This is a genomic window from Nocardia transvalensis, assembly GCF_015477765.1.
In the GTDB taxonomy this organism is placed as follows: domain Bacteria; phylum Actinomycetota; class Actinomycetes; order Mycobacteriales; family Mycobacteriaceae; genus Nocardia; species Nocardia transvalensis_A.
In genome coordinates this window covers 33,212-52,153 of the sequence record NZ_JADLQQ010000004.1, presented here as the reverse complement: position 1 = coordinate 52,153, position 18,942 = coordinate 33,212, and the positions used below count along the sequence as shown (strand labels likewise).

Genomic DNA, 18,942 nt, shown 5'->3' with positions numbered 1-18,942 from the left:
TTCGCCGACCGGTCACGCGACCAGCCGACGACCAGCCTTCGCAGAGAGATGAGTAACCAACCATCATGCACGCGTTCGTCGATGAGACCAAGGGCAATGGTCTGATCATGGTGTCCGTACTGGCTGCACCTGACACTCTGCCCCGTACACGGGGAGAACTGTGCCGACTCCGGGCCAAGGGCCAACATCGGATCCACTTCAGCAAGGAGGGGCCGCCACGACGACGACTGATCTCCTCTGCTCTGGTCAAGATGGACTTACATGCGAACGTGTATGACGCCAGGGGAATTCGGGATCCCGTACTCGCGCGGCAACGAGCGCTCGAAGAGCTGATTACGGACCTCGCAGGAGCCCACAGCCGTCGCCTAGTGATCGAGCAGGACGAATCTCTCGTTGCGAGCGATCGTGCGGTTCTGTACGAAGCTGTCCGCAAGCATGACCTGCATTGGGACTTCACCTACGTTCACATGAAACCCCATCAGGAACCGTTGCTCTGGGCCGCAGACGCCCTCGCATGGTGCCTAGGCCGCGGCGCAACATGGGCGGAGCAGGTCAGCCCCTTGATCAATTCCACCCGCAACGTTAGATAGAGACGCGAAACCCGGCTCACCCACCGTCCGGAAGGCTGCCGGGCTCACTTCAGAGGCACTATTGCGCCTTGCGGTCCAACTATGACACACACTGAGATGGGGGGACAAGAGTAAAACCCCATGTCACAGGGGTCGGGTTCCTCACAAGACAGCCCCTCCCCTGTCACAGACATGAGCCCCCGAGCCAGCGGCAAGCCCCTAGAAACCACCTTTGCTATCTCCTTACCCAACGTAGCCTTCACTCGGATGCTCGACGGAGGACGGGAGTATGCATTTGACCTCAATAGCGCTCGAGGTTCTAACGTCGCACCCATGACCTTCACCGAAGTCGAGCGCAAGTATCTCGCCAGTCACCGGCTGGGGCGGCTGGCGACTGTCTCCAGCGGGGGCAAGCCGCAGATCGTCCCCGTCGGGTTTCAGCTCAATCCCGACGGCACGATCGACATCGGTGGCCCCAATGCGAATGCTGCGCGGTATCGCAATGTCAAAGGCAATCCGAATGTCAGCTTTGTGGTGGATGACATGACGCCGGACGATCCGGGCGAGGTGAAGCCCGGGTGGGGGCGGGGGGTTGAGGTCCGCGGGATCGCGGAGGTGGTCACCGTGGATGTGCCGCCGGTGGCGCCGGAGTGGTTTGTCAAGGAGGTCATCAGGATTCGGCCGCGGCGGGTGCGGAGTTGGCATATTGATCCGGCCGATCCGGATGGGGGGATTCGGGACGTCGGGTGAGGGGTCAGGGGGTTCCCTGAGGGGGGTCATCCTCGAGGACCAATCCCACCCGGAAGTCGTGCCAACACCCGTGACCTGGGGGATCGGGTGCGCGAGAGTGTATGCAGGGTAGCCGGATTGGAAGGATTTACCTTGTTCTCGATGAATAGGCGCGTGGTTGCGCGGGTGGTCGTGGCGGGGGCGGTTGTGGTGGCTCCGCTTGCGGTGGTGGGGGTTTCGGCTCAGGCCGCGCCGGTGAGTGAACCCGCCGTGACACAGGTGCGGCACCACTGGGACGACCCGTGGAGGCAGGTCGATCCGTGGAGTTGGGATCGGCATGAGCGGCGGGACGACTGTGATCCGTGGGATCGACGCCACCACCATCCGGGTCAGGGGTGGCGTCAGTTCGTCCCGCCGGGCTGGTTGGGCAGCAGCTAGACCGGCCCGCACGATGGCCCCGGCACGAAGAACGTGTGCCGGGGCCATTGGTATGCCGGGCAGCGCCAGGGCCATTGGTATGCCGGCAGTGCCGGGCCGTCGTTGCGTAAGCCGATAGGCCAGCTCACACGAAGGTCGCGTTGATCTCCTTGATCAAACCCCCGGGGACCTCGAAGCTTTCGGTCACCTCGGCGGTCTTCAGCTTGATGCCGAGCACCCCCGTGTCCAGCCGGTAGTGCGTGTCCACGTGGTCGCCGTTCACCGTCACGGTCAGGTCGTGGATGGCGGTGATGATCCGGTACTGCGGTCCGTACTCGAGCTGGAATCGGAGGTCGGCGGCGGAGAAACCGGTCGGGACGCCGTTCTCGACGCGGTGGGCGTCGGGGGCGAAGGGGACCTGGGAGGCGTTGTGGGACAGCAGGGCGGCGATGTAGGCGCGGGCGGCGGATTCGGCGGGCGACACATCGGCATGGGCGGTGCCGGGCACGATGGCGAGCCCGGCGAGCGCCGCAATTGCGAGAGATTTGCGGATCATCCGAGTAGCTTAAGTGGGCATCCGCCCAGGTGCGCATCGGTGATCCTACGGAATGAGACGAATCACGGACGGAAACGCGAACGGCCCGGCACGAAATGCACGTGCCGGGCCATCGAAGACGAGGGCGACTTGAAGGTCGAACGTCGTTGTGACGCAGGCCCTTACGCGGTCTCGGTGATCGGGCGGTCCACCCAGCTCATCAGGCCGCGCAGCTTCTTGCCGGTCACCTCGATCGGGTGTTCGGCGTTCTTCTGGCGCAGCGACTCGAGCTCCTTGTTGCCGCCCTCGACGTTGGCGACCAGACGCTTGACGAAGGTGCCGTCCTGGATGTCGCGCAGGATCTCCTTCATCCGCTCCTTGGTGCCCGCATCGATGACACGCGGGCCCGACAGGTAGCCACCGAACTCGGCGGTGTCGGACACCGAGTAGTTCATGCGGGCGATACCGCCCTCGTACATGAGGTCGACAATCAGCTTCAGCTCGTGCAGCACCTCGAAGTAGGCCATCTCCGGGGCGTAACCGGCCTCGACCATGACCTCGAAACCGGTCTTCACCAGCTCCTCGGTGCCACCGCACAGCACCGCCTGCTCACCGAACAGGTCGGTCTCGGTCTCCTCCTTGAAGGTGGTCTTGATGACACCCGCGCGGGTGCCGCCGATCGCCTTCGCGTACGACAGCGTCAGCGCCTGGCCCTCGCCCTTCGGGTCCTGCTCGACCGCGATCAGACACGGCACGCCCTTGCCGTCGACGAACTGGCGGCGCACCAGGTGGCCGGGGCCCTTCGGGGCGACCATGCCGATGGTGACATTGGCCGGGGGCTTGATCAGGCCGAAGTGGATGTTCAGGCCGTGGCCGAAGAACAGCGCGTCGCCGTCCTTCAGGTTCGGCTCGATGTCATTGGAGAAGATCGACGCCTGCGCGGTGTCTGGCGCGAGCAGCATGATGACGTCGGCCCAGGCGGCGACCTCGGCGGGCGTGCCGACAGACAGACCGGCCTCCTCGGCCTTCTCCCGCGACTTCGAACCCTCCTTGAGGCCGACCCGCACGTCGACGCCGGAGTCACGCAGGCTCAGCGAATGCGCATGTCCCTGAGAGCCGTAGCCGATGACGGCGACCTTGCGACCCTGGATGATCGACAGGTCGGCATCGTCGTCGTAGAACATCTCGACTGCCACTGTGGTTGTGTCCCTTCTAATTTCGGTTTCCAAGTTCTCTATCAGGCACGGAGCTTGCGGAGTGCCCATCGCACACAGCGCGGTCTCCGCGGCGAGCGTCAGCGAGTCGCGGTGATGGACTTGGGTCCACGTCCCACGGCCACGACACCGGACTGCACGATCTCCCGGATCCCGTACGGTTCCAGCATCCGCAGCAGCGCGTCGAGTTTCGACCGGGTGCCGGTCGCCTCGATGGTGAGCGCGTCGGGCGACACGTCGATGACCTTAGCCCGGAACAGATTCACCGATTCGATGACCTGAGTGCGCACGCTGGCGTCGGCGCGCACCTTCACCAGGATCAGTTCGCGGGCCACCGAACTGTCGGCGTCCTGCTCCACGATCTTGATGACGTTGACCAGCTTGTTCAGCTGCTTGGTGACCTGCTCGAGCGGCAGATCCTCGACCGTCACGACGATGGTCATGCGCGAGATCTCCGGGACCTCGGTGCCGCCGACCGCGAGCGATTCGATATTGAACCCGCGCCGGGAGAACAGGCTCGCGACGCGGGCAAGCACACCGGGCTTGTCCTCGACGAGCACGCTCAAGGTGTGGGTGCTGCTCATGCCTGGGTCCCCTTCTGCACGGCACGGTCCTTCTCGTGCGCCATCGCCTCGTGAATGACGGCGGGCTCGGCGGCCGACTCGTCGTCGTCGAACAGCGGGCGGATGCCGCGCGCGGCCATGATCTCGTCGTTGGAGGTGCCGGCGGCGACCATCGGCCACACCTGGGCGTCCTTGCCGACGATGAAGTCGATCACCACGGGCCGGTCGTTGATCGACTGCGCCTCGCGGATCGCGGCCTCCACATCCTCTTCCTTCTCCACCCGGATCCCATGGCAGCCAAGGGCTTCGGCCAACTTCACGAAGTCGGGGATGCGCAGGGTGTGGGTGCCCAGATCGGTGTTGGAGTAGCGCTGCTCGTAGAACAGGGTCTGCCACTGCCGGACCATGCCGAGATTGCCGTTGTTGATCAGCGCGACCTTGATCGGCACACCCTCGACGGCGCAGGTGGCGAGCTCCTGGTTGGTCATCTGGAAGCAGCCGTCACCATCGATGGCCCACACCTCTTTATCGGGCGCACCCATCTTGGCGCCCATGGCGGCGGGAACCGCATAGCCCATGGTGCCCAGGCCACCGGAATTCAGCCAGGTGCGCGGCTTTTCGTACTTGATGAACTGCGCGGCCCACATCTGGTGCTGGCCCACGCCCGCGCAGTAGATGGCATCGGGACCGGCCAGTGCGCCCAGCTTCTCGATGACGTACTCCGGCGACAGCGAACCGTCGCTGGGTGGGGTCCAGCCCAGCGGGTACCGCTTGCGCACGCCGTCGAGGTAGGTCCACCAGTCCGAAAGACCCAGCAGCGGAGCCGCTTTCGAGGACGGGTCGGCCTTCAGGGTTTCGATCAGCTCGGCGATCACCTCGCGGCAGTCGCCCACGATCGGCACGTCCGCATGCCGGTTCTTGCCGATCTCGGCCGGATCGATATCGGCGTGAATCACCTTGGCGTTCGGTGCGAACGAGTCGAGCTGGCCGGTCACCCGGTCGTCGAAACGCGCGCCCAGGGTGATCAGCAGATCCGAACGCTGCAGTGCCGCAACGGCTCCCACGGTTCCGTGCATGCCGGGCATGCCCATGTTCAGCCGGTGGCTGTCGGGGAACGAACCGCGCGCCATCAGGGTGGTGACGACCGGAATGCCGGTCAGCTCGGCCAATTCGAGCAGTTCCTGCGACGCCTCGGCCTTGATGACACCGCCGCCGACGTAAAGCACCGGGGCCTTCGACTCGAGGATCATGCGGGCGGCCTCGCGCACCTGCTTGCCGTGCGGCTTGGTCACCGGGCGGTAGCCGGGCAGCCGCATCTCCGGCGGCCAGCTGAAGGTGGTCTGCGCCTGCAGCACATCCTTGGGGATGTCGACCAGCACCGCGCCCGGGCGGCCGGTCGCGGCCAGATGGAACGCCTCGGCGATCACCCGCGGGATCTCGAGCGCGTCGTTGACCAGGAAGTTGTGCTTGGTGATCGGCATGGTGATGCCGGAGATGTCGGCCTCCTGGAAGGCATCGGTGCCGATCAGCCCGCGGCCGACCTGGCCGGTGATGGCCACCAGCGGCACCGAATCCATCTGGGCGTCCGCGATCGGGGTCACCAGATTGGTTGCGCCCGGGCCGGAAGTCGCCATGCACACCCCGACCTTGCCGGTTGCCTGCGCGTAACCGGTGGCGGCGTGACCGGCGCCCTGCTCGTGCCGGACGAGGACGTGACGCACCTTGGTGGAATCGAAGAGCGGATCGTAGACGGGAAGAATCGCACCGCCCGGAATACCGAACACCGTGTCGACGCCGAGCTCCTCGAGGGACCGGACGACCGACTGCGCGCCGGTGACCCGCTCGGGCGGGACCTGGCGGCGGTTCGGGGAAGTCGCAGAGGCCGGCTGATTCGCCGAAGGCGCTGGCCTGCGGGCCGAGGGCCCGGGCCGGGCGGTAGGTGCGCTCACCGTCTTTTTCCTAACTGCTTGTCGTTCCAGTTCACAGAACTTGCCTGAACACAAAAAAGCCCCCGACAGCCAGTGGCTGATCGAGGGTGGCGCGTCGCAGCTGCGAGCTTGACGTAGTCGACTGGGTCGTCAGGCTCAGCGCTGGACGCGCCGGCCGATTACGAGAAGCTCGATTCGATTCACGCGGACGACGGTAAGTGCGCGAGAACCGATCCGTCAAATATTTTGACATCGGGGTCCCATTATGTGAGACGGGGCGGTGTGATGTGTCTGCCTACCGTGATGCGAGGATGGATGTATGCCATCGCCGCATCGGTCCGTGCCACCTGCTAGATCGTCCCATACGACCAAGACGGGACCGGATACGGGTCGGGTGATCAGGATCCCTCGGCTCGGCCATCTCGGGGTGTTCGTCCTGCTGTTCTGCGTGGCGTTCGCGTTCTTCGGCTGGCCGCAGGTGCTGTGGGTGCTGTTCGTCATCCCGATCGTGGCCGCGGTGTGGGTCGAACGCGTCCGGACCACCGTCTCGGAATCCGGCCTCGACCTGCGCACGATGTTCGGTTCCCGGCATGTGGACTGGTCGCAGATCAAGGGGTTCCGCATTCCCAAGCGCGGCTTCGTGCGGGCGCATCTGACCGACGATTCCGAGGTCGCGCTGCCCGCGGTCGGCTACGACCGGCTGCGCGCGCTGATCGATGCCTCGGGCGGGCGCATTCCGGATCTGTTCGCCCAGGCCGCGGCGGCCGAGAAGGCGAAGGCCGAGGCGGAGCGGGCCGAGAAGAAGACCGCGCCCACGGCCGAAAAAGGCGAGGAAGACGCGACCGAGTAACCGGTAGGCTGTGGGATAGGCAACCGCCGGGAACAATCTTGGTGGTTGCGGCGCTGACCTCGTTACCGCGAGTCCACTCCCCCTCTCCGGCGAGCCGCCCACCGGCGCATCCGTCTCCCGCCGCGGGGGTAACGTTGAATAGCCGTCGAGATACTCGCCGACCAGCCCTCGGCTCCCTGCTTCGCAGGGATGATGAGTAGCCCTTCGGGGTGATCATGAGTTGCCCTTCGGGACGACGAAGTGTCGACCCGACGGCCCTGAGCCGACCACACGAGGATTCGATCCCATGCCACCGCTTCGTTCACGCACCACGACCGCCGGACGCAATGCCGCGGGCGCCCGCGCTCTCTGGCGGGCCACCGGTCTCACCGATTCCGACTTCGGTAAGCCGATCGTCGCCATCGCGAACTCCTACACGCAGTTCGTGCCGGGCCACGTGCACCTCAAGAACGTCGGCGAGATCGTGGCCGAGGCGGTCCGCGCCGCCGGTGGTGTGCCGCGCGAATTCCACACCATCGCCGTGGACGACGGCATCGCGATGGGCCACGGCGGCATGCTCTATTCGCTGCCCAGCCGCGAGATCATTGCCGATTCGGTGGAGTACATGGTCAATGCGCACACCGCCGACGCGCTGGTGTGCATCTCCAACTGCGACAAGATCACCCCGGGCATGCTGAACGCGGCGATGCGGCTCAACATCCCGGCGGTGTTCGTCTCCGGCGGCCCGATGGAGGCCGGTAAGGCCGTGGTGGTCGGCGGCGTCGCGCAAGCCCCGACCGATCTGATCACCGCCATCTCCGCCAGCGCCTCCAGTCAGGTCAGCGACGAAGGACTGACCGAGGTCGAGCGCAGTGCCTGCCCGACCTGTGGGTCGTGTTCGGGCATGTTCACCGCCAATTCGATGAACTGCCTCACCGAGGCGCTGGGCCTGGCCCTGCCCGGCAATGGCTCCACCCTGGCCACCCATGCCGCGCGCCGGGCCTTGTTCGAGCGGGCCGGAACCACCGTCGTCGAGATCGCGAATCGCTGGTACCGCGACGACGATGCGTCGGTGCTGCCGCGAAATGTCGCCAACGAGAAGGCATTCCGCAATGCGATGGCGCTGGACGTGGCGATGGGCGGTTCCACCAATACGGTGCTGCACACGCTGGCCGCCGCGCAGGAGGGCGAGATCGACTTCACCCTCGACACCATCGACGAGATCTCGCGCCGAGTGCCGTGCCTGTCGAAGGTCTCCCCCAACTCCGACTACCACATGGAGGATGTGCACCGCGCCGGTGGCATCCCCGCCATCCTGGGCGAGCTGCGGCGCGGGGGCTTGCTGGAGACCGACGTCACCACCGTGCACACCCCCACCCTCGACGAATGGCTCGACACCTGGGACATCCGTTCCGGGAAGGCTTCCGACGAGGCGATCGAACTGTTCCATGCCGCGCCCGGCGGGGTGCGCACCACCGAGCCGTTCTCCACGGACAACCGGTGGTCGTCGCTGGACACCGACGCCGAGTCCGGCTGCATCCGCGATATCGCGCACGCCTACACCGTCGAGGGCGGGCTGTGCGTGCTGCGCGGCAATATCGCTCCCGACGGCGCCATCCTCAAGACCGCCGGTATCGATGAGGATCTGTTCACCTTCGAGGGCCCGGCCGTGGTGGTCGAATCCCAGGAGGAGGCGGTGTCGGCGATCCTCGGCAAGCAGATCAAGCCCGGGGATGTGGTCGTGGTCCGCTACGAGGGCCCCTCCGGCGGCCCGGGCATGCAGGAGATGTTGCACCCCACCGCATTCCTGAAGGGCGCCGGTCTGGGCAAGGTGTGCGCGCTGATCACCGACGGCCGCTTCTCCGGCGGCACCTCGGGCCTGTCGATCGGCCACATCTCCCCCGAGGCGGCCAGCGGCGGCACCATCGGCCTGATCGAGAACGGCGACCGCATCCGCGTCGACGTGCACACCCGCAGCCTCGAATTGCTGGTCTCCGACGAGGTTCTCGCCGGGCGCCGCGCGAAAATGGAAGCATCCGAACGGCCTTGGCAGCCCGCGCACCGCGACCGGCCCGTCACGACCGCCCTGCGCGCCTACGCCGCGCTGGCGACATCCGCCGACAAGGGCGCCGTCCGCCGCGTGCCGTAAGGCGCCTCATAGCCCAAAGGCCGGAATCCGCAATGGATTCCGGCCTTTGCCGTTGGAGACGGTGTCAGCCGATGATGCCGTCGAAGGGGTTGCCGCCGTGCAGGTAGATCCACGCCCCCGCGGCGGCCACCAGCGCCAGCACGAGGCAGGCGAACGATCCCCATGCCGGGCGCAGGGCCCAGCCGCGGTTGCGGTCGAAGGACAGGCGGCCGGGACCGGTGAGGATGAGGGCTGCGGACAGGCCGACGAGGATCGCCTCCAATTCGACCGTCTTGTATTGGAATTCGGGTGCCATGCCCTGTTTCCACAGCCAGGCGTCGCTGATCGCGGCCAGCACCGCACCGGCGGCGAGCGGGGTGGCCAGGCCCAGCACGAGCAGTGCGCCGCCGCCCACCTCGGCGACGGTGAGCATGGCAGTGGACAATTCGCCGTGCTTCCAGCCGCCCTGCTCGAGCATCTCGCGGGTGCCGTCCAGACCCGGGCCGTGGAACCACCCGGTCAGCTTCTGCAGGCCGTGGTAGAGGAACGTGAGACCGACGATCAGCCGCAGCACCAGCAGGCCCAGATCCAGTGTCCCGCGCTGGGTTTCGCCGCGCCGGCGGAGACGGCCGTTCTCGGCCGATGTGGTCGGGGCCGGGGGAATGGTGGCGAAGCCGTAGGTGGAAGCGGTGGCGGGTGTCTGGGCGGGGGCCTCCCCGACGGCCGGTACCTCGGGCTCGAGCCCGAGTTCGTCGTCGGTGCGGGGCACCTGCCTGCCGCTCGCGGGCTGCACCACGGGAAGCTCCCCGGTCGGATTGTCGTAAGGGCTGCCCGCCTGACCGGGAACCGCGGACCGCGGCGTCGATTCCGGTTTTTCGTTCGGCTTGTCGCTCACGACGCCACCTCGCTGACGCTCGGTGTCGCCGTGCCCGGCGCGCGCTGTGTCTCTGGTTCGCTCGCAAGCTCGCTCACGGGGTCAGAGTATGACGGTCGGACCGCGTTCGCGCCGTTCGACAGCGGCGTGTCCACGCCACGCGACACCGAGCACAACCCCGTGCGAGCGCGCGACGCGGCATTTCCGTAACGTCTGAGCCATGAGATTGGTTGTCGCCGGCCGTGTCGCGTCGGTCCTGGCCGTCACCGCCGGTCTGGTGGTGGGCTGCGCCAGCTTCGACGACTCCGCGTCCCAGCCGTTCAGCCCCGCGCCGACCGTCAGACCCGAGGGTATGGGGCCGTCCAGCCCGAAACCACCGACGACCAAGAAACGTCCGCCCGGGCCGTGTGAGGATCCGGACCCGGCGGTCGTGGCCAGCTGCCTCGAGGATCCGACCGGGTTGGTCGCCATGCCCGACGGCCGGACCGGGCTGGTCGCCGAACGCGGGACCGGCCGCATCTTCCTCATCGACACCCAGGATCCGGGTCCGTGGCCGTACTACCTGAAGCAGATCGCGCAGGTGGATGTGGACAGCGCCGGTGACGGCGGCCTGAACGATATCGCCATCTCCCCCACCTACAACGAGGACCGGCTGCTCTATGCCTACATCACCACCGGCGGCGACAACCGGGTCGTCCGGATCAGTCCGGACGGTGCGGTGAAACCGATCCTCACCGGAATTCCCAAGGGCAGCACCGGCAATCGCGGCGCCATTCAATTCGACGCCCCCGACCGGATGCTGGTGTTGACCGGCGATGCGGGCGATCCGGCGGCGGCCGGAAATCCGGGCTCGCTGGCGGGCAAACTGCTGCGGGTGAAGTCACCGACCTCGGGTGGCAACGCCGCACCGGACGTGCTGGTGTCCGGCATCGGCACCGCCGGGGGCCTGTGCCTCGGCGATCAGGGCAATGTCTGGATCTCCGATCGCACGGCCGTCGCCGACCGGCTGCAGCGGGTGGGCCCGGACGGCGTCGTCTCCACGGCGTGGTCCTGGCCCGATCATCCGGGCGCGGCCGGCTGCGTGGCCGGAACCGACACCGTGGCGATCGCGATGACCAATGCGAAGGCGATCGCAATGGCCACGGTCGACAAGAACACCTTGGCGATCACCACCGCCCCGGCGCTGCTCAATCAGGACAAGTGGGGCCGGTTGAACGGTGCCGCGCCCGGACCGAACGGCACGATCTGGGTGGACACCGTCAACAAGGTCGGCGGGCAGCCCACCCCCACCGACGACCGCGTGATCGTCATCGCGCCGTCGAAGGGCGGCGGGGGCGTGGACTGATTCGCCGGCGGTCGGCTAGGCCACGCCGCAGGCCGCGAGCACCAGCTCGCGGACCCGGGCGGCGTCGGCCTGGCCGCGGGTGGCCTTCATGACGTCGCCGACGATCTTGCCCGCGGCCTGGACCTTGCCGGAACGGATCTTGTCGGCGATATCCGGGTTGGCCGCCAGCGCCTTGTCGATCTCGGCCTGCAGGGCGGAGTCGTCGGAGACCATGCCCAGGCCCTTGGCCTCCACGATCTGCCCGGGATCGCCCTCACCCGCCAGCACGAAGTCGACGACCTGCCGGGCGACCTTGCTGTTGATGGTCTTGGCGTCGACCAACGCGACGACCTCGGCGACCTGCGTGGGCGTGATCGGCAGTTCGTCGAGGGCGACCTCGCGCTCCTTGGCCTTCTCGGTGAGGTAGTTGACCCACCACGAGCGGGCGGCGTCGACGGAGGTGCCCGCATCCACCGTCGCGATGATCAGGTCGAGAGCACCGGCATTGACCAGGTCGCGGAACACCTCGTCCGACAGACCCCACTCGGCCTGGATCCGCGCCCGCCGCAGCCACGGGAACTCCGGAATGGTGCCGCGCAGCTGCTCTACCCAGGCGGTGTCGGGCGCGATCGGTTCCAGATCCGGTTCGGGGAAGTAGCGGTAGTCCTCGGCGGTCTCCTTGCGGCGGCCGGGCGAGGTGGTGCCGTCGGTCTCGTGGAAGTGGCGGGTCTCCTGCACGACGACGCCGCCGGTGGACAGCACGGCGGCCTGGCGGCGCATCTCGTAGCGCACCGCGACCTCGACGCTGCGCAGCGAGTTCACGTTCTTGGTCTCGGTGCGGGTGCCGAATTCCTCGGCGCCCTTGGGCATCAGCGAGACGTTGGCATCGCAGCGCAGCGAGCCCTGCTCCATCTTCACGTCCGAGACGCCGAGCGCCTTCAGCAGATCGCGCAGCGCGGTGACGTAGGCGCGGGCCACCTCGGGGGCGCGCTCCCCGGCGCCGGTGATCGGCTTGGTGACGATCTCGATCAGGGGTACGCCCGCGCGGTTGTAGTCCAGCAGCGAGTGGCTGGCGCCGTGGATGCGGCCGGTGGCGCCGCCCACGTGCACGGACTTACCGGTGTCCTCCTCCATGTGGGCGCGCTCGATCTCGACCCGGAAGGTGGACCCGTCGTCGAGCAGCACGTCCAGGTGGCCGTCGTGGGCAATCGGCTCGTCGTACTGGCTGATCTGGTAGTTCTTCGGCTGGTCCGGGTAGAAGTAGTTCTTGCGCGCGAACCGGCCCCACGGGGTGATCTCGCAGTTGAGCGCCAGGCCGATGCGGATCGCCGACTCGACGGCCTTCTCGTTCACCACCGGCAGCGAGCCCGGCAGGCCCAGGCACACCGGGCATACTTGGGTGTTGGGATCGGCGCCGAACGTCGTCGGGCATCCGCAGAACATCTTGGTCTGCGTGCCGAGTTCGACGTGCACCTCCATGCCCAGGACCGGCTCGTACCGGTCGATGACATCGGCATAGTCCATCAAGTCCACCGTGGGCGCGGTCATGCCCGTGCCTCGCTGGCGCTCGGCCCGGTCATGACCGCGAAAGCGGCTGTGTTCATGATTCGCTCGCTGCGCTCGCTCATGGCGATCAGTCTATGAGTCCGCCCCGACACCCCACGCGGACGGTCCCGGCCTATTCCCCCCGGGCGAAGCGAGCGGCCGCCTGGATGGCCTTCTTGTCGACCTCGAGGTTCGGGTTGCGTTCCTGGGCCTTCTGGAAAGCGAGGATCACATCGAGGTAGGAGTTGCGGTAGGCGGAGGTGATCAGCTCCTGGCGCAGGTAGTCGTCGAGGGACAGCTCGGCGGCCCGGGCTCGCTTGCGCATGGTGTCGACGACATCCCCGGGCAGATCACGAATCGCGAAGTCGGCCATGCGGCAACAGTAGTCAGGCGGCGCATCGACAGCCAGCGTGGAGCGACGGTCCACACGGCATCTTCACAGGGGATCCTGGCCCGGACTGCGTCCGGGCCAGGAAACAAGGGGCCTCGCTCACGCGGGGCCCTCCCCTCCAGGAACCGATCAGTCGACGGCGATGGCTTCGACGATCGGCATTCGGGCGGCTCGCAACGCGGGCGGGATCGAGCCCAGCAGGGCCAGGACCAGGGCGGCGACGGCGTAGACCAGCAGCATCGGTCCGGCTTGGTAGGTGACGTCGATCGACATGGCTTGTCCCAGGGCGATTGTGGCCAGATATTGGACGGCGGCGCCGACGGCCAGGCCCAGTGCGGCGCCCACCACGCCGATGCCCGCCGCCTCGGCGAGCACGGTGCGCAGCAGGAATCGGCGGCTGGTGCCCATCGCGCGCAAGACACCGAGTTCGCGGCGGCGTTCCAGCACCGACAGCATCAAGGTGTTGAGCAGGGCGACGGTCGATACCAGCACCACGATCCACAGAATCTGGCCGCTGAGTGCGGTGCCTTGTTTCACCCCGCCGGAGACTGCCGCGACAGCGTCGCGACCGAGATCTACATGCAGTTCGGGCGGTACCACCGCGCGGATGGCGGCCGTGACCGCGGCAGGGTCGGCATCGCGGGCGAAGTCGACAGCCAGGATGGTCTCACCGGGTCGCTGATACCACTGCCGCATGATGTCGAGATTCAGCACCACCACGCCGGCGATCGCCGAGAAATACGGAATCACCTGCAGCACTTCGACATTGCGGACACCCGTCGGTGTCGGCAGGGTGAGCGTCGAACCCACCTTCGCGTGCTGGGCCCGGGCGACGTCGCGAGAGATCACCACACCCTCGCCCCGGACCAAGCGCTGCCGGACCTGCTGGTCCAGCGCGTCGGGGTAGGCATCGTTGCTGTCCGGATAGCCCTGCAGCATCACCCGGCCGGTGCCGAGGGTCGCGAAGGCCATCTGCGCCGACCCCACCCTGGCCACGCCCGGCACGGCTGCGATCTTGTCGCGCAGGTCGGCGGGCAGGATCGGACCGGTCGGGAATTCCGTCCAGGATGTCGGGCTGACGAACACATCGGTATCGCTGAGATGATCGAAGCTCGCACCGGCCGAATCGGCCAGATTCTTCGAGGCGTTGCCCATGGCGACCACCGCGGTGACGCCGATCATCACGGTCATCGCGGTGGCCCACACTCGCCGCGGCGCGCGCTCGACGGTGGTGGCTCCCAGCGCACCCGGCGGCCCGAACACCCGGGCCACCGCCGCCACTGCCCGCACGATCGGGCCGGTGAACGCGAAACACAGCAGCACGGCCGCCGTGATCGCGGTCGAGATAGAGGCCAGCGAGTAGCGGCCGATATCGGCGCGAGCCAACAGGATTGCCACACCGATCAGCCCCGCGCCGAGAACCACCGCGGCCCACCGCAACAGCGGGTTGACCTGATCCGCCCGCGACACCCCGACCGGCGCCAGCGCTTCGATCGGCGCGACCTTGTAGATCTGACGGGCCGCGAGCGCGGAGGCAACGACACTCGCGGCGATACAGGCGAGCACGGCCACCGGTACGGCATAGGTGGGCACGATGTACTCTGTGCGCGCATCGACCGACTGGACGATCGCCGGGGGCATGCTGTTGATGGCGGTACGCCCCATCAGCATTCCCAGCAACGCCCCGACCAGCCCGCCGACCAATCCGAGGATGACTGCCTCCACGAGCAGATCCCGCACCATGGGTCGTCGCCGCCCGCCGATCGCGCGCAACAGCGATAGCGTCGGACGCCGTTGCGCCACAGCCATACTCATGGCGTTGTAGATGAGAAAACCCGAGACGATCAACGCCGCCGCCGAGGCCATGACCGTCGAATACCGCACCAGCACAACGGCACCGCTGGCCTGCGCGGTGCGCAACGACGGGTCGGCGACCACCGCGCGACCGTCGACGGCGTCGGTCAGCGCCGAACGCAGCTGTCCCACATCGGTATCCGGCGCGGGCACGATCTGAATGGAGTCGAGTTTGCCGGTGCGATCGATAACCTTCTGCGCGACCGGCAGCGTGGTGATCACGATATGGCCTTGGTTGAGGCGTTTCGCGGTCTCACCGTCGAGCACCGCGGCGACGGTGACCGTGCTGGACCCGATCCGGAACTGCTCACCCTCGCGGTGCCCCGTGGCGGCGCCGACGATCACGCCGTTGGGCACGGACAACAGTCTGGCCGCCTGCTCCCGCAGCGGTCCCTCCACATCCCCGCCCAGCTTCGCGATTTCGGCGTCGGCGCCGACCAGCAGCGCCCGGTCGTCGTCCGCGCCGATGCGGGCCCGCAGCATCGGCACCGCGGCCGAGACCCCGGGGACGGCCCGAACCTTCTGCAGCAGTTGCTGATCGAATCCGGCGTCGGTGATGCCGGTGACCTCGAGAGCCGCCTTACCGCCCAGGCTCTTGGTGAGACGGTCGACCGAACCGGTCACCGATTCGGAGATGCTCAGCGTCGCCACCAGCAGGCCGGCCGATACGCCCATCACGATCAGCGACAGCACCGTCCGGCCGCGATGGGCCATCAGTTCGCCGATATTGAACAGCCGCAGCCGATCCCAGGCGGCGGCGATCACGCGTGCACCGCCGCGTGCTCGTCGCCCGGGACGGCGCCGCCGCGCCGCCGCTCGGCATGCGCCCCGGCGGTGATCGATCCGATCTGCCCGTCCCGCAGCGTGACCACCCGGTCGCAGTACTGCGCCGCGCCCATGTCGTGGGTCACCATCACCACCGAATTGCCGGACTCGGCGATATCACCGAGCAGCCGCAGGATCGCCGCACCGGTCTTGGAATCCAGGTTGCCGGTGGGCTCGTCGGCCAAGATCAGCGGCGGGTCCATGATCAATGCCCGCGCCACCGCCACCCGCTGCATCTGCCCACCGGACAGCTCGGCGGGCCGATGCTCGGCCCGATCGCTCAGGCCGACCATCTCCAGCAGCTCCAGCGCCCGCGGCTTGGCCTTGCGTAAACCCGTGCCGTCCAACAGTTTCGGGATCGCCACGTTCTCCCAGGCCGACAGCGTCGGCAGCAGGTTGAAGAATTGGAAGATGAAACCCACCCGGTGACGCCGGAATTCGGACTGCCGGTCGTCGCCGAGGTCGCCGATCTCCTCGCCCTGGAATCGGATCGATCCCGAATCCGGGGAGTCCAGCGCCCCCAGCAGATGCAGCAGCGTGCTCTTCCCGGACCCGGACGGGCCGATGATCGAGGTGAACTCCCCCGACTCGATGCGCAAGCTCACCTCGTCCAGCGCGCGCACCCGCTGCTGCCCCACCCGGTATTCCTTGGTCACATCGGTCAGTTCCAACACGGTGATCCCCGCCCTTCTCGTTGTCAGTGCGCCAGCACGCGCGTGTCCTGCCAGCGCCGGATGTCCTGGGCGTCGAGCACCGCGCGCAGCACGGGCTGCTCGGCCGCCAACTCCAGGTAAGCCTCCGCCGCCGACTGGCCCTGCACCAGGGCCTGCTCCAACTTGACGCACAGATGGTTGTCCCACTGGTACTGCAGGGCGGCCAGCACGCCGGCGGGACCGCCGAAGAGCCGATCGCGGTCCGGTAGGTCGCAGAACAGCGCCGGATTGGCCGGATCTGCGGCCGCACGGGCCAGGACCTCGTGCAGGATTGCGGTGCGAGCGTGCAGATCGTTCCACGACATCCGCAGCCACCTCCTCCCTCTGGTGCCCGTCCTCTCCTGGGCACTGTGGCACCCACGCTACGGTCGCGACCGGCCGGAATCTTCGTGCCGAGGACGTGACTCGAGCTCCTACCGTGGTAGGGCATCCGCCCCGTTCGCGGGATGATGTCGCGGTGCCGGGAGGGCGGCTAGCCTGACAGGATGGACGTGTTCGAACGGGTCCGGGTCCGGTTCGGTGAGCTGGTCCGCGATCCGGTCGGATCTCTGCGGAAACGGATCACGGACTTCTCCTACGACTACCCGCCGTCGGTGGTCGTGACCGCCGACGCCTGCGCGATCCTCGTCGGCATCGCCGCGGCCGGGCTGCGGCACAACTATTTCCCCACGGTACTGCCCATCGTGGCGGTGGTGCTGCTGGTGCTGTGCTTTCCGGCGTTCTACTTCCTCGATCTGCCGCCGCTACCGGCGATCTTCGGCCTCTCGTCGATGCTCGCCGAGGCCATCTTCCTGCTGCAGCCGGTCTCGCCGGATTGTTCGTCACTGGTGTTGACGGTGGCCGTCGGCATGATCGCCGCCATTGCCCCCAAACCCGTGAGCATCTTCTGGATGCTGGCCGCGATCGCCGAGATTCTGGTGTTCTATGCGGTGGGCAACGTCGACAGCGGGCTGCCGATGTACATCACCGGCATCGTCCTCGGCTGGATGGTCGGCCTGATGCTGCAGTTCCAGCGCCGCTTCCTGTATCAGGAGCGGGAGAACCAGGAGATCCGCGCGATCCAGGCCGCCGACGACGAGCGCCGCCGCATCGCCCGCGAGGTACACGACGTGATCGCGCATTCGCTGAGCATCACGCTGCTGCATCTGACCGCGGCCCGCCACGCCCTGCAGACCGACCGCGACGTCGACGAGGCGGTCGATGCGCTGACCGACGCCGAACGGCTGGGGCGCCAGGCCATGGCCGATATCCGGCACACCGTGGGGCTGCTCGATCAACGCCCGGCCAGCCTCACCCCCGAACCGAACCTGGACGACATCGCGACACTCGTCGAGGATTTCGTGCGCGCGGGCCTCGAGGTCGAGTACTCGCTCACCGGTGATACCGGTGCGGTGTCGGCGACGACCGGGCTGGCGCTGTTCCGGATAAGCCAGGAGTCGCTGGCCAATATCGCCAAACACGCGCCCGGCGCCCGCGTCGCGCTGACCATCGCGGTCGACCCCGCCGAGGCGAGCGTGTCGGTGTGGAACACGCTGCCGCCCGGCGTCCCGGCGCGGCGCGGACGCGGGATGGGCATCTCCGGGATGCGCCAGCGCGCGGGACTGTTGGGAGGCACCTTGACCGCCGGACCGACCGACGACGGCTGGCAGGTGCGCGCCCGCATCCCCATCACGACGGCGAAACCCGCCTTGCAGTGCAGTACCGCGGAGGATTCGCTGCGCCTCGTGCGCGAGGCTGTCAATTCGGTGACCCGGAAGCTGCAGGAGGGCATGTGATTTCCCCGACCACCCCGGCCGCGGACGAGGACACCATCAGCGTGCTCGTCGTCGACGATCAGGAGCTGGTGCGCGGCGGCCTGCGCCGAATCCTGCGCCGCCGCGACGGATTCGTGGTGACCGAATGCGCCGACGGCGACGAGGTGCCGGCCGCGATCGCCGCGCAGCGACCCGACGTGGTGCTGATGGATCTGCGAATGAAGCGGGTCGGCGGGATCGACGCCACCCGCATTCTGCGCGCTCGCGACGATTCGCCGCCGGTGCTGGTGCTGACCACCTTCGACGACGATCAGCTGCTGTCGGGGGCGCTGCGGGCGGGCGCGGCCGGATTCGTGCTCAAGGATTCCCCCGCCGAGGATCTGATCCGCGCGGTCCGCACGGTCGCCACGGGCGGATCCTGGCTCGACCCGTCGGTGACCGGGCGGGTGCTGTCGGCGTATCGGTCGGCGCGTCCGGTGCCGACGCGGGCGCAGTCGCGGCTCAACGAACTGACCGCCCGCGAGTTCGAGGTGCTCAAATTGATCGGGCGCGGGCGTGTCAACGGGGAAATCGCCGCAGAGCTCGGTATCTCGGAAGTGACCGTAAAGAGCCACGTAGGACACATTTTCGGGAAGCTCGGGTTACGAGATCGGGCGGCCGCCATCGTCTTCGCGTTTGACCACGGCGTGGTCGCACCCGGAGAATCGGCACTCTAGAGGGGCAGGCAACCCCGGTGCGAACCGGGCACGG

The 18,942-nt window shown here is 67.6% G+C and carries 18 protein-coding genes; 8 read left to right on the top strand and 10 right to left on the bottom strand.

The window, feature by feature from the left end:
* The first annotated feature begins 65 nt into the window (after positions 1-65).
* From IU452_RS11915 to IU452_RS11905, 3 genes are all read left to right on the top strand, one after another.
* Positions 66-590 (top strand): hypothetical protein, encoded by a 525-nt coding sequence (locus tag IU452_RS11915; protein WP_195109078.1) that lies wholly within the window; start codon positions 66-68, stop codon positions 588-590.
* A 312-nt stretch (positions 591-902) separates the two neighbouring features.
* On the top strand, positions 903-1,319 hold the full coding sequence (locus tag IU452_RS11910) for a PPOX class F420-dependent oxidoreductase (RefSeq protein WP_195109077.1): 417 nt from the start codon (positions 903-905) through the stop codon (positions 1,317-1,319).
* A gap of 141 nt (positions 1,320-1,460) precedes the next feature.
* Complete coding sequence (locus tag IU452_RS11905) at positions 1,461-1,736, top strand: hypothetical protein (RefSeq protein ID WP_195109076.1); 276 nt, start codon at positions 1,461-1,463, stop codon at positions 1,734-1,736.
* 124 nt (positions 1,737-1,860) lie between these two features.
* Here the strand turns inward: IU452_RS11905 and IU452_RS11900 are convergent, their stop codons facing one another.
* From IU452_RS11900 to IU452_RS11885, 4 genes are all read right to left on the bottom strand, one after another.
* Positions 1,861-2,271 (bottom strand): hypothetical protein, encoded by a 411-nt coding sequence (locus IU452_RS11900; RefSeq protein ID WP_228817481.1) that lies wholly within the window; start codon positions 2,269-2,271, stop codon positions 1,861-1,863.
* Positions 2,272-2,432: 161 nt separating this feature from the next.
* A complete protein-coding gene (gene ilvC / locus IU452_RS11895) occupies positions 2,433-3,434 on the bottom strand; it encodes a ketol-acid reductoisomerase (protein WP_195109586.1) in 1,002 nt (333 codons plus the stop codon).
* A gap of 110 nt (positions 3,435-3,544) precedes the next feature.
* Entirely contained in the window at positions 3,545-4,048 is a 504-nt protein-coding gene (ilvN, locus tag IU452_RS11890; protein ID WP_195109075.1) for an acetolactate synthase small subunit, read from the bottom strand.
* A complete protein-coding gene (locus tag IU452_RS11885) occupies positions 4,045-5,976 on the bottom strand; it encodes an acetolactate synthase large subunit (RefSeq protein ID WP_195109074.1) in 1,932 nt (643 codons plus the stop codon). The genes ilvN and IU452_RS11885 overlap by 4 nt, the downstream gene beginning before the upstream one ends.
* Positions 5,977-6,349: 373 nt before the next feature.
* On the opposite strand from IU452_RS11885, the gene IU452_RS11880 reads away from it, so the two are divergent.
* Positions 6,350-6,805: a PH domain-containing protein gene (locus IU452_RS11880; protein WP_324192564.1), complete on the top strand. Its 456-nt coding sequence runs from the start codon at positions 6,350-6,352 to the stop codon at positions 6,803-6,805.
* Between the two features lie 286 nt (positions 6,806-7,091).
* A complete protein-coding gene (gene ilvD, locus IU452_RS11875; RefSeq protein WP_195109072.1) occupies positions 7,092-8,933 on the top strand; it encodes a dihydroxy-acid dehydratase in 1,842 nt (613 codons plus the stop codon).
* Between the two features lie 64 nt (positions 8,934-8,997).
* Here ilvD and IU452_RS39180 read toward each other — a convergent pair whose 3' ends face one another.
* Positions 8,998-9,807 (bottom strand): DoxX family protein, encoded by an 810-nt coding sequence (locus IU452_RS39180; RefSeq protein ID WP_324192563.1) that lies wholly within the window; start codon positions 9,805-9,807, stop codon positions 8,998-9,000.
* A gap of 199 nt (positions 9,808-10,006) precedes the next feature.
* On the opposite strand from IU452_RS39180, the gene IU452_RS11865 reads away from it, so the two are divergent.
* Positions 10,007-11,131 carry a PQQ-dependent sugar dehydrogenase gene (locus IU452_RS11865; RefSeq protein WP_195109071.1) on the top strand — a complete coding sequence of 375 codons (1,125 nt, stop codon included), beginning with the start codon at positions 10,007-10,009 and terminating at the stop codon, positions 11,129-11,131.
* Between the two features lie 15 nt (positions 11,132-11,146).
* Here IU452_RS11865 and gatB read toward each other — a convergent pair whose 3' ends face one another.
* The 5 genes from gatB to IU452_RS11840 form a co-directional block, all read right to left on the bottom strand.
* Entirely contained in the window at positions 11,147-12,658 is a 1,512-nt protein-coding gene (gatB, locus tag IU452_RS11860; RefSeq protein ID WP_195109070.1) for an Asp-tRNA(Asn)/Glu-tRNA(Gln) amidotransferase subunit GatB, read from the bottom strand.
* 130 nt (positions 12,659-12,788) lie between these two features.
* Entirely contained in the window at positions 12,789-13,028 is a 240-nt protein-coding gene (locus tag IU452_RS11855; protein ID WP_195109069.1) for a hypothetical protein, read from the bottom strand.
* A gap of 147 nt (positions 13,029-13,175) precedes the next feature.
* Positions 13,176-15,665: an FtsX-like permease family protein gene (locus IU452_RS11850; protein WP_195109068.1), complete on the bottom strand. Its 2,490-nt coding sequence runs from the start codon at positions 15,663-15,665 to the stop codon at positions 13,176-13,178.
* Positions 15,662-16,399: an ABC transporter ATP-binding protein gene (locus IU452_RS11845; protein WP_195109067.1), complete on the bottom strand. Its 738-nt coding sequence runs from the start codon at positions 16,397-16,399 to the stop codon at positions 15,662-15,664. Before IU452_RS11845 ends, IU452_RS11850 begins: the two co-directional genes overlap by 4 nt.
* A 23-nt stretch (positions 16,400-16,422) precedes the next feature.
* A complete protein-coding gene (locus IU452_RS11840) occupies positions 16,423-16,743 on the bottom strand; it encodes a hypothetical protein (protein WP_195109066.1) in 321 nt (106 codons plus the stop codon).
* A 180-nt stretch (positions 16,744-16,923) separates the two neighbouring features.
* On the opposite strand from IU452_RS11840, the gene IU452_RS11835 reads away from it, so the two are divergent.
* Positions 16,924-18,213, top strand: coding sequence for a sensor histidine kinase (locus tag IU452_RS11835; protein ID WP_195109065.1), 1,290 nt, complete (start codon positions 16,924-16,926; stop codon positions 18,211-18,213).
* A 41-nt stretch (positions 18,214-18,254) separates the two neighbouring features.
* A complete protein-coding gene (locus IU452_RS11830; protein WP_195109584.1) occupies positions 18,255-18,908 on the top strand; it encodes a response regulator in 654 nt (217 codons plus the stop codon).
* The last annotated feature ends 34 nt before the right edge of the window (positions 18,909-18,942 follow it).

Bases quoted from the DNA above. Each gene is read 5' to 3' on its own strand.
- IU452_RS11915 (WP_195109078.1), top strand. From the start codon at position 66: ATGCACGCGTTCGTCGATGAGACCAAGGGCAATGGTCTGATCATGGTG.
- IU452_RS11910 (WP_195109077.1), top strand. From the start codon at position 903: ATGACCTTCACCGAAGTCGAGCGCAAGTATCTCGCCAGTCACCGGCTG.
- IU452_RS11905 (WP_195109076.1), top strand. From the start codon at position 1,461: ATGAATAGGCGCGTGGTTGCGCGGGTGGTCGTGGCGGGGGCGGTTGTG.
- IU452_RS11900 (WP_228817481.1), bottom strand. From the start codon at position 2,271: ATGATCCGCAAATCTCTCGCAATTGCGGCGCTCGCCGGGCTCGCCATC.
- ilvC (WP_195109586.1), bottom strand. From the start codon at position 3,434: ATGTTCTACGACGACGATGCCGACCTGTCGATCATCCAGGGTCGCAAG.
- ilvN (WP_195109075.1), bottom strand. From the start codon at position 4,048: ATGAGCAGCACCCACACCTTGAGCGTGCTCGTCGAGGACAAGCCCGGT.
- ilvD (WP_195109072.1), top strand. From the start codon at position 7,092: ATGCCACCGCTTCGTTCACGCACCACGACCGCCGGACGCAATGCCGCG.
- IU452_RS11865 (WP_195109071.1), top strand. From the start codon at position 10,007: ATGAGATTGGTTGTCGCCGGCCGTGTCGCGTCGGTCCTGGCCGTCACC.
- gatB (WP_195109070.1), bottom strand. From the start codon at position 12,658: ATGACCGCGCCCACGGTGGACTTGATGGACTATGCCGATGTCATCGAC.
- IU452_RS11855 (WP_195109069.1), bottom strand. From the start codon at position 13,028: ATGGCCGACTTCGCGATTCGTGATCTGCCCGGGGATGTCGTCGACACC.
- IU452_RS11840 (WP_195109066.1), bottom strand. From the start codon at position 16,743: ATGTCGTGGAACGATCTGCACGCTCGCACCGCAATCCTGCACGAGGTC.
- IU452_RS11835 (WP_195109065.1), top strand. From the start codon at position 16,924: ATGGACGTGTTCGAACGGGTCCGGGTCCGGTTCGGTGAGCTGGTCCGC.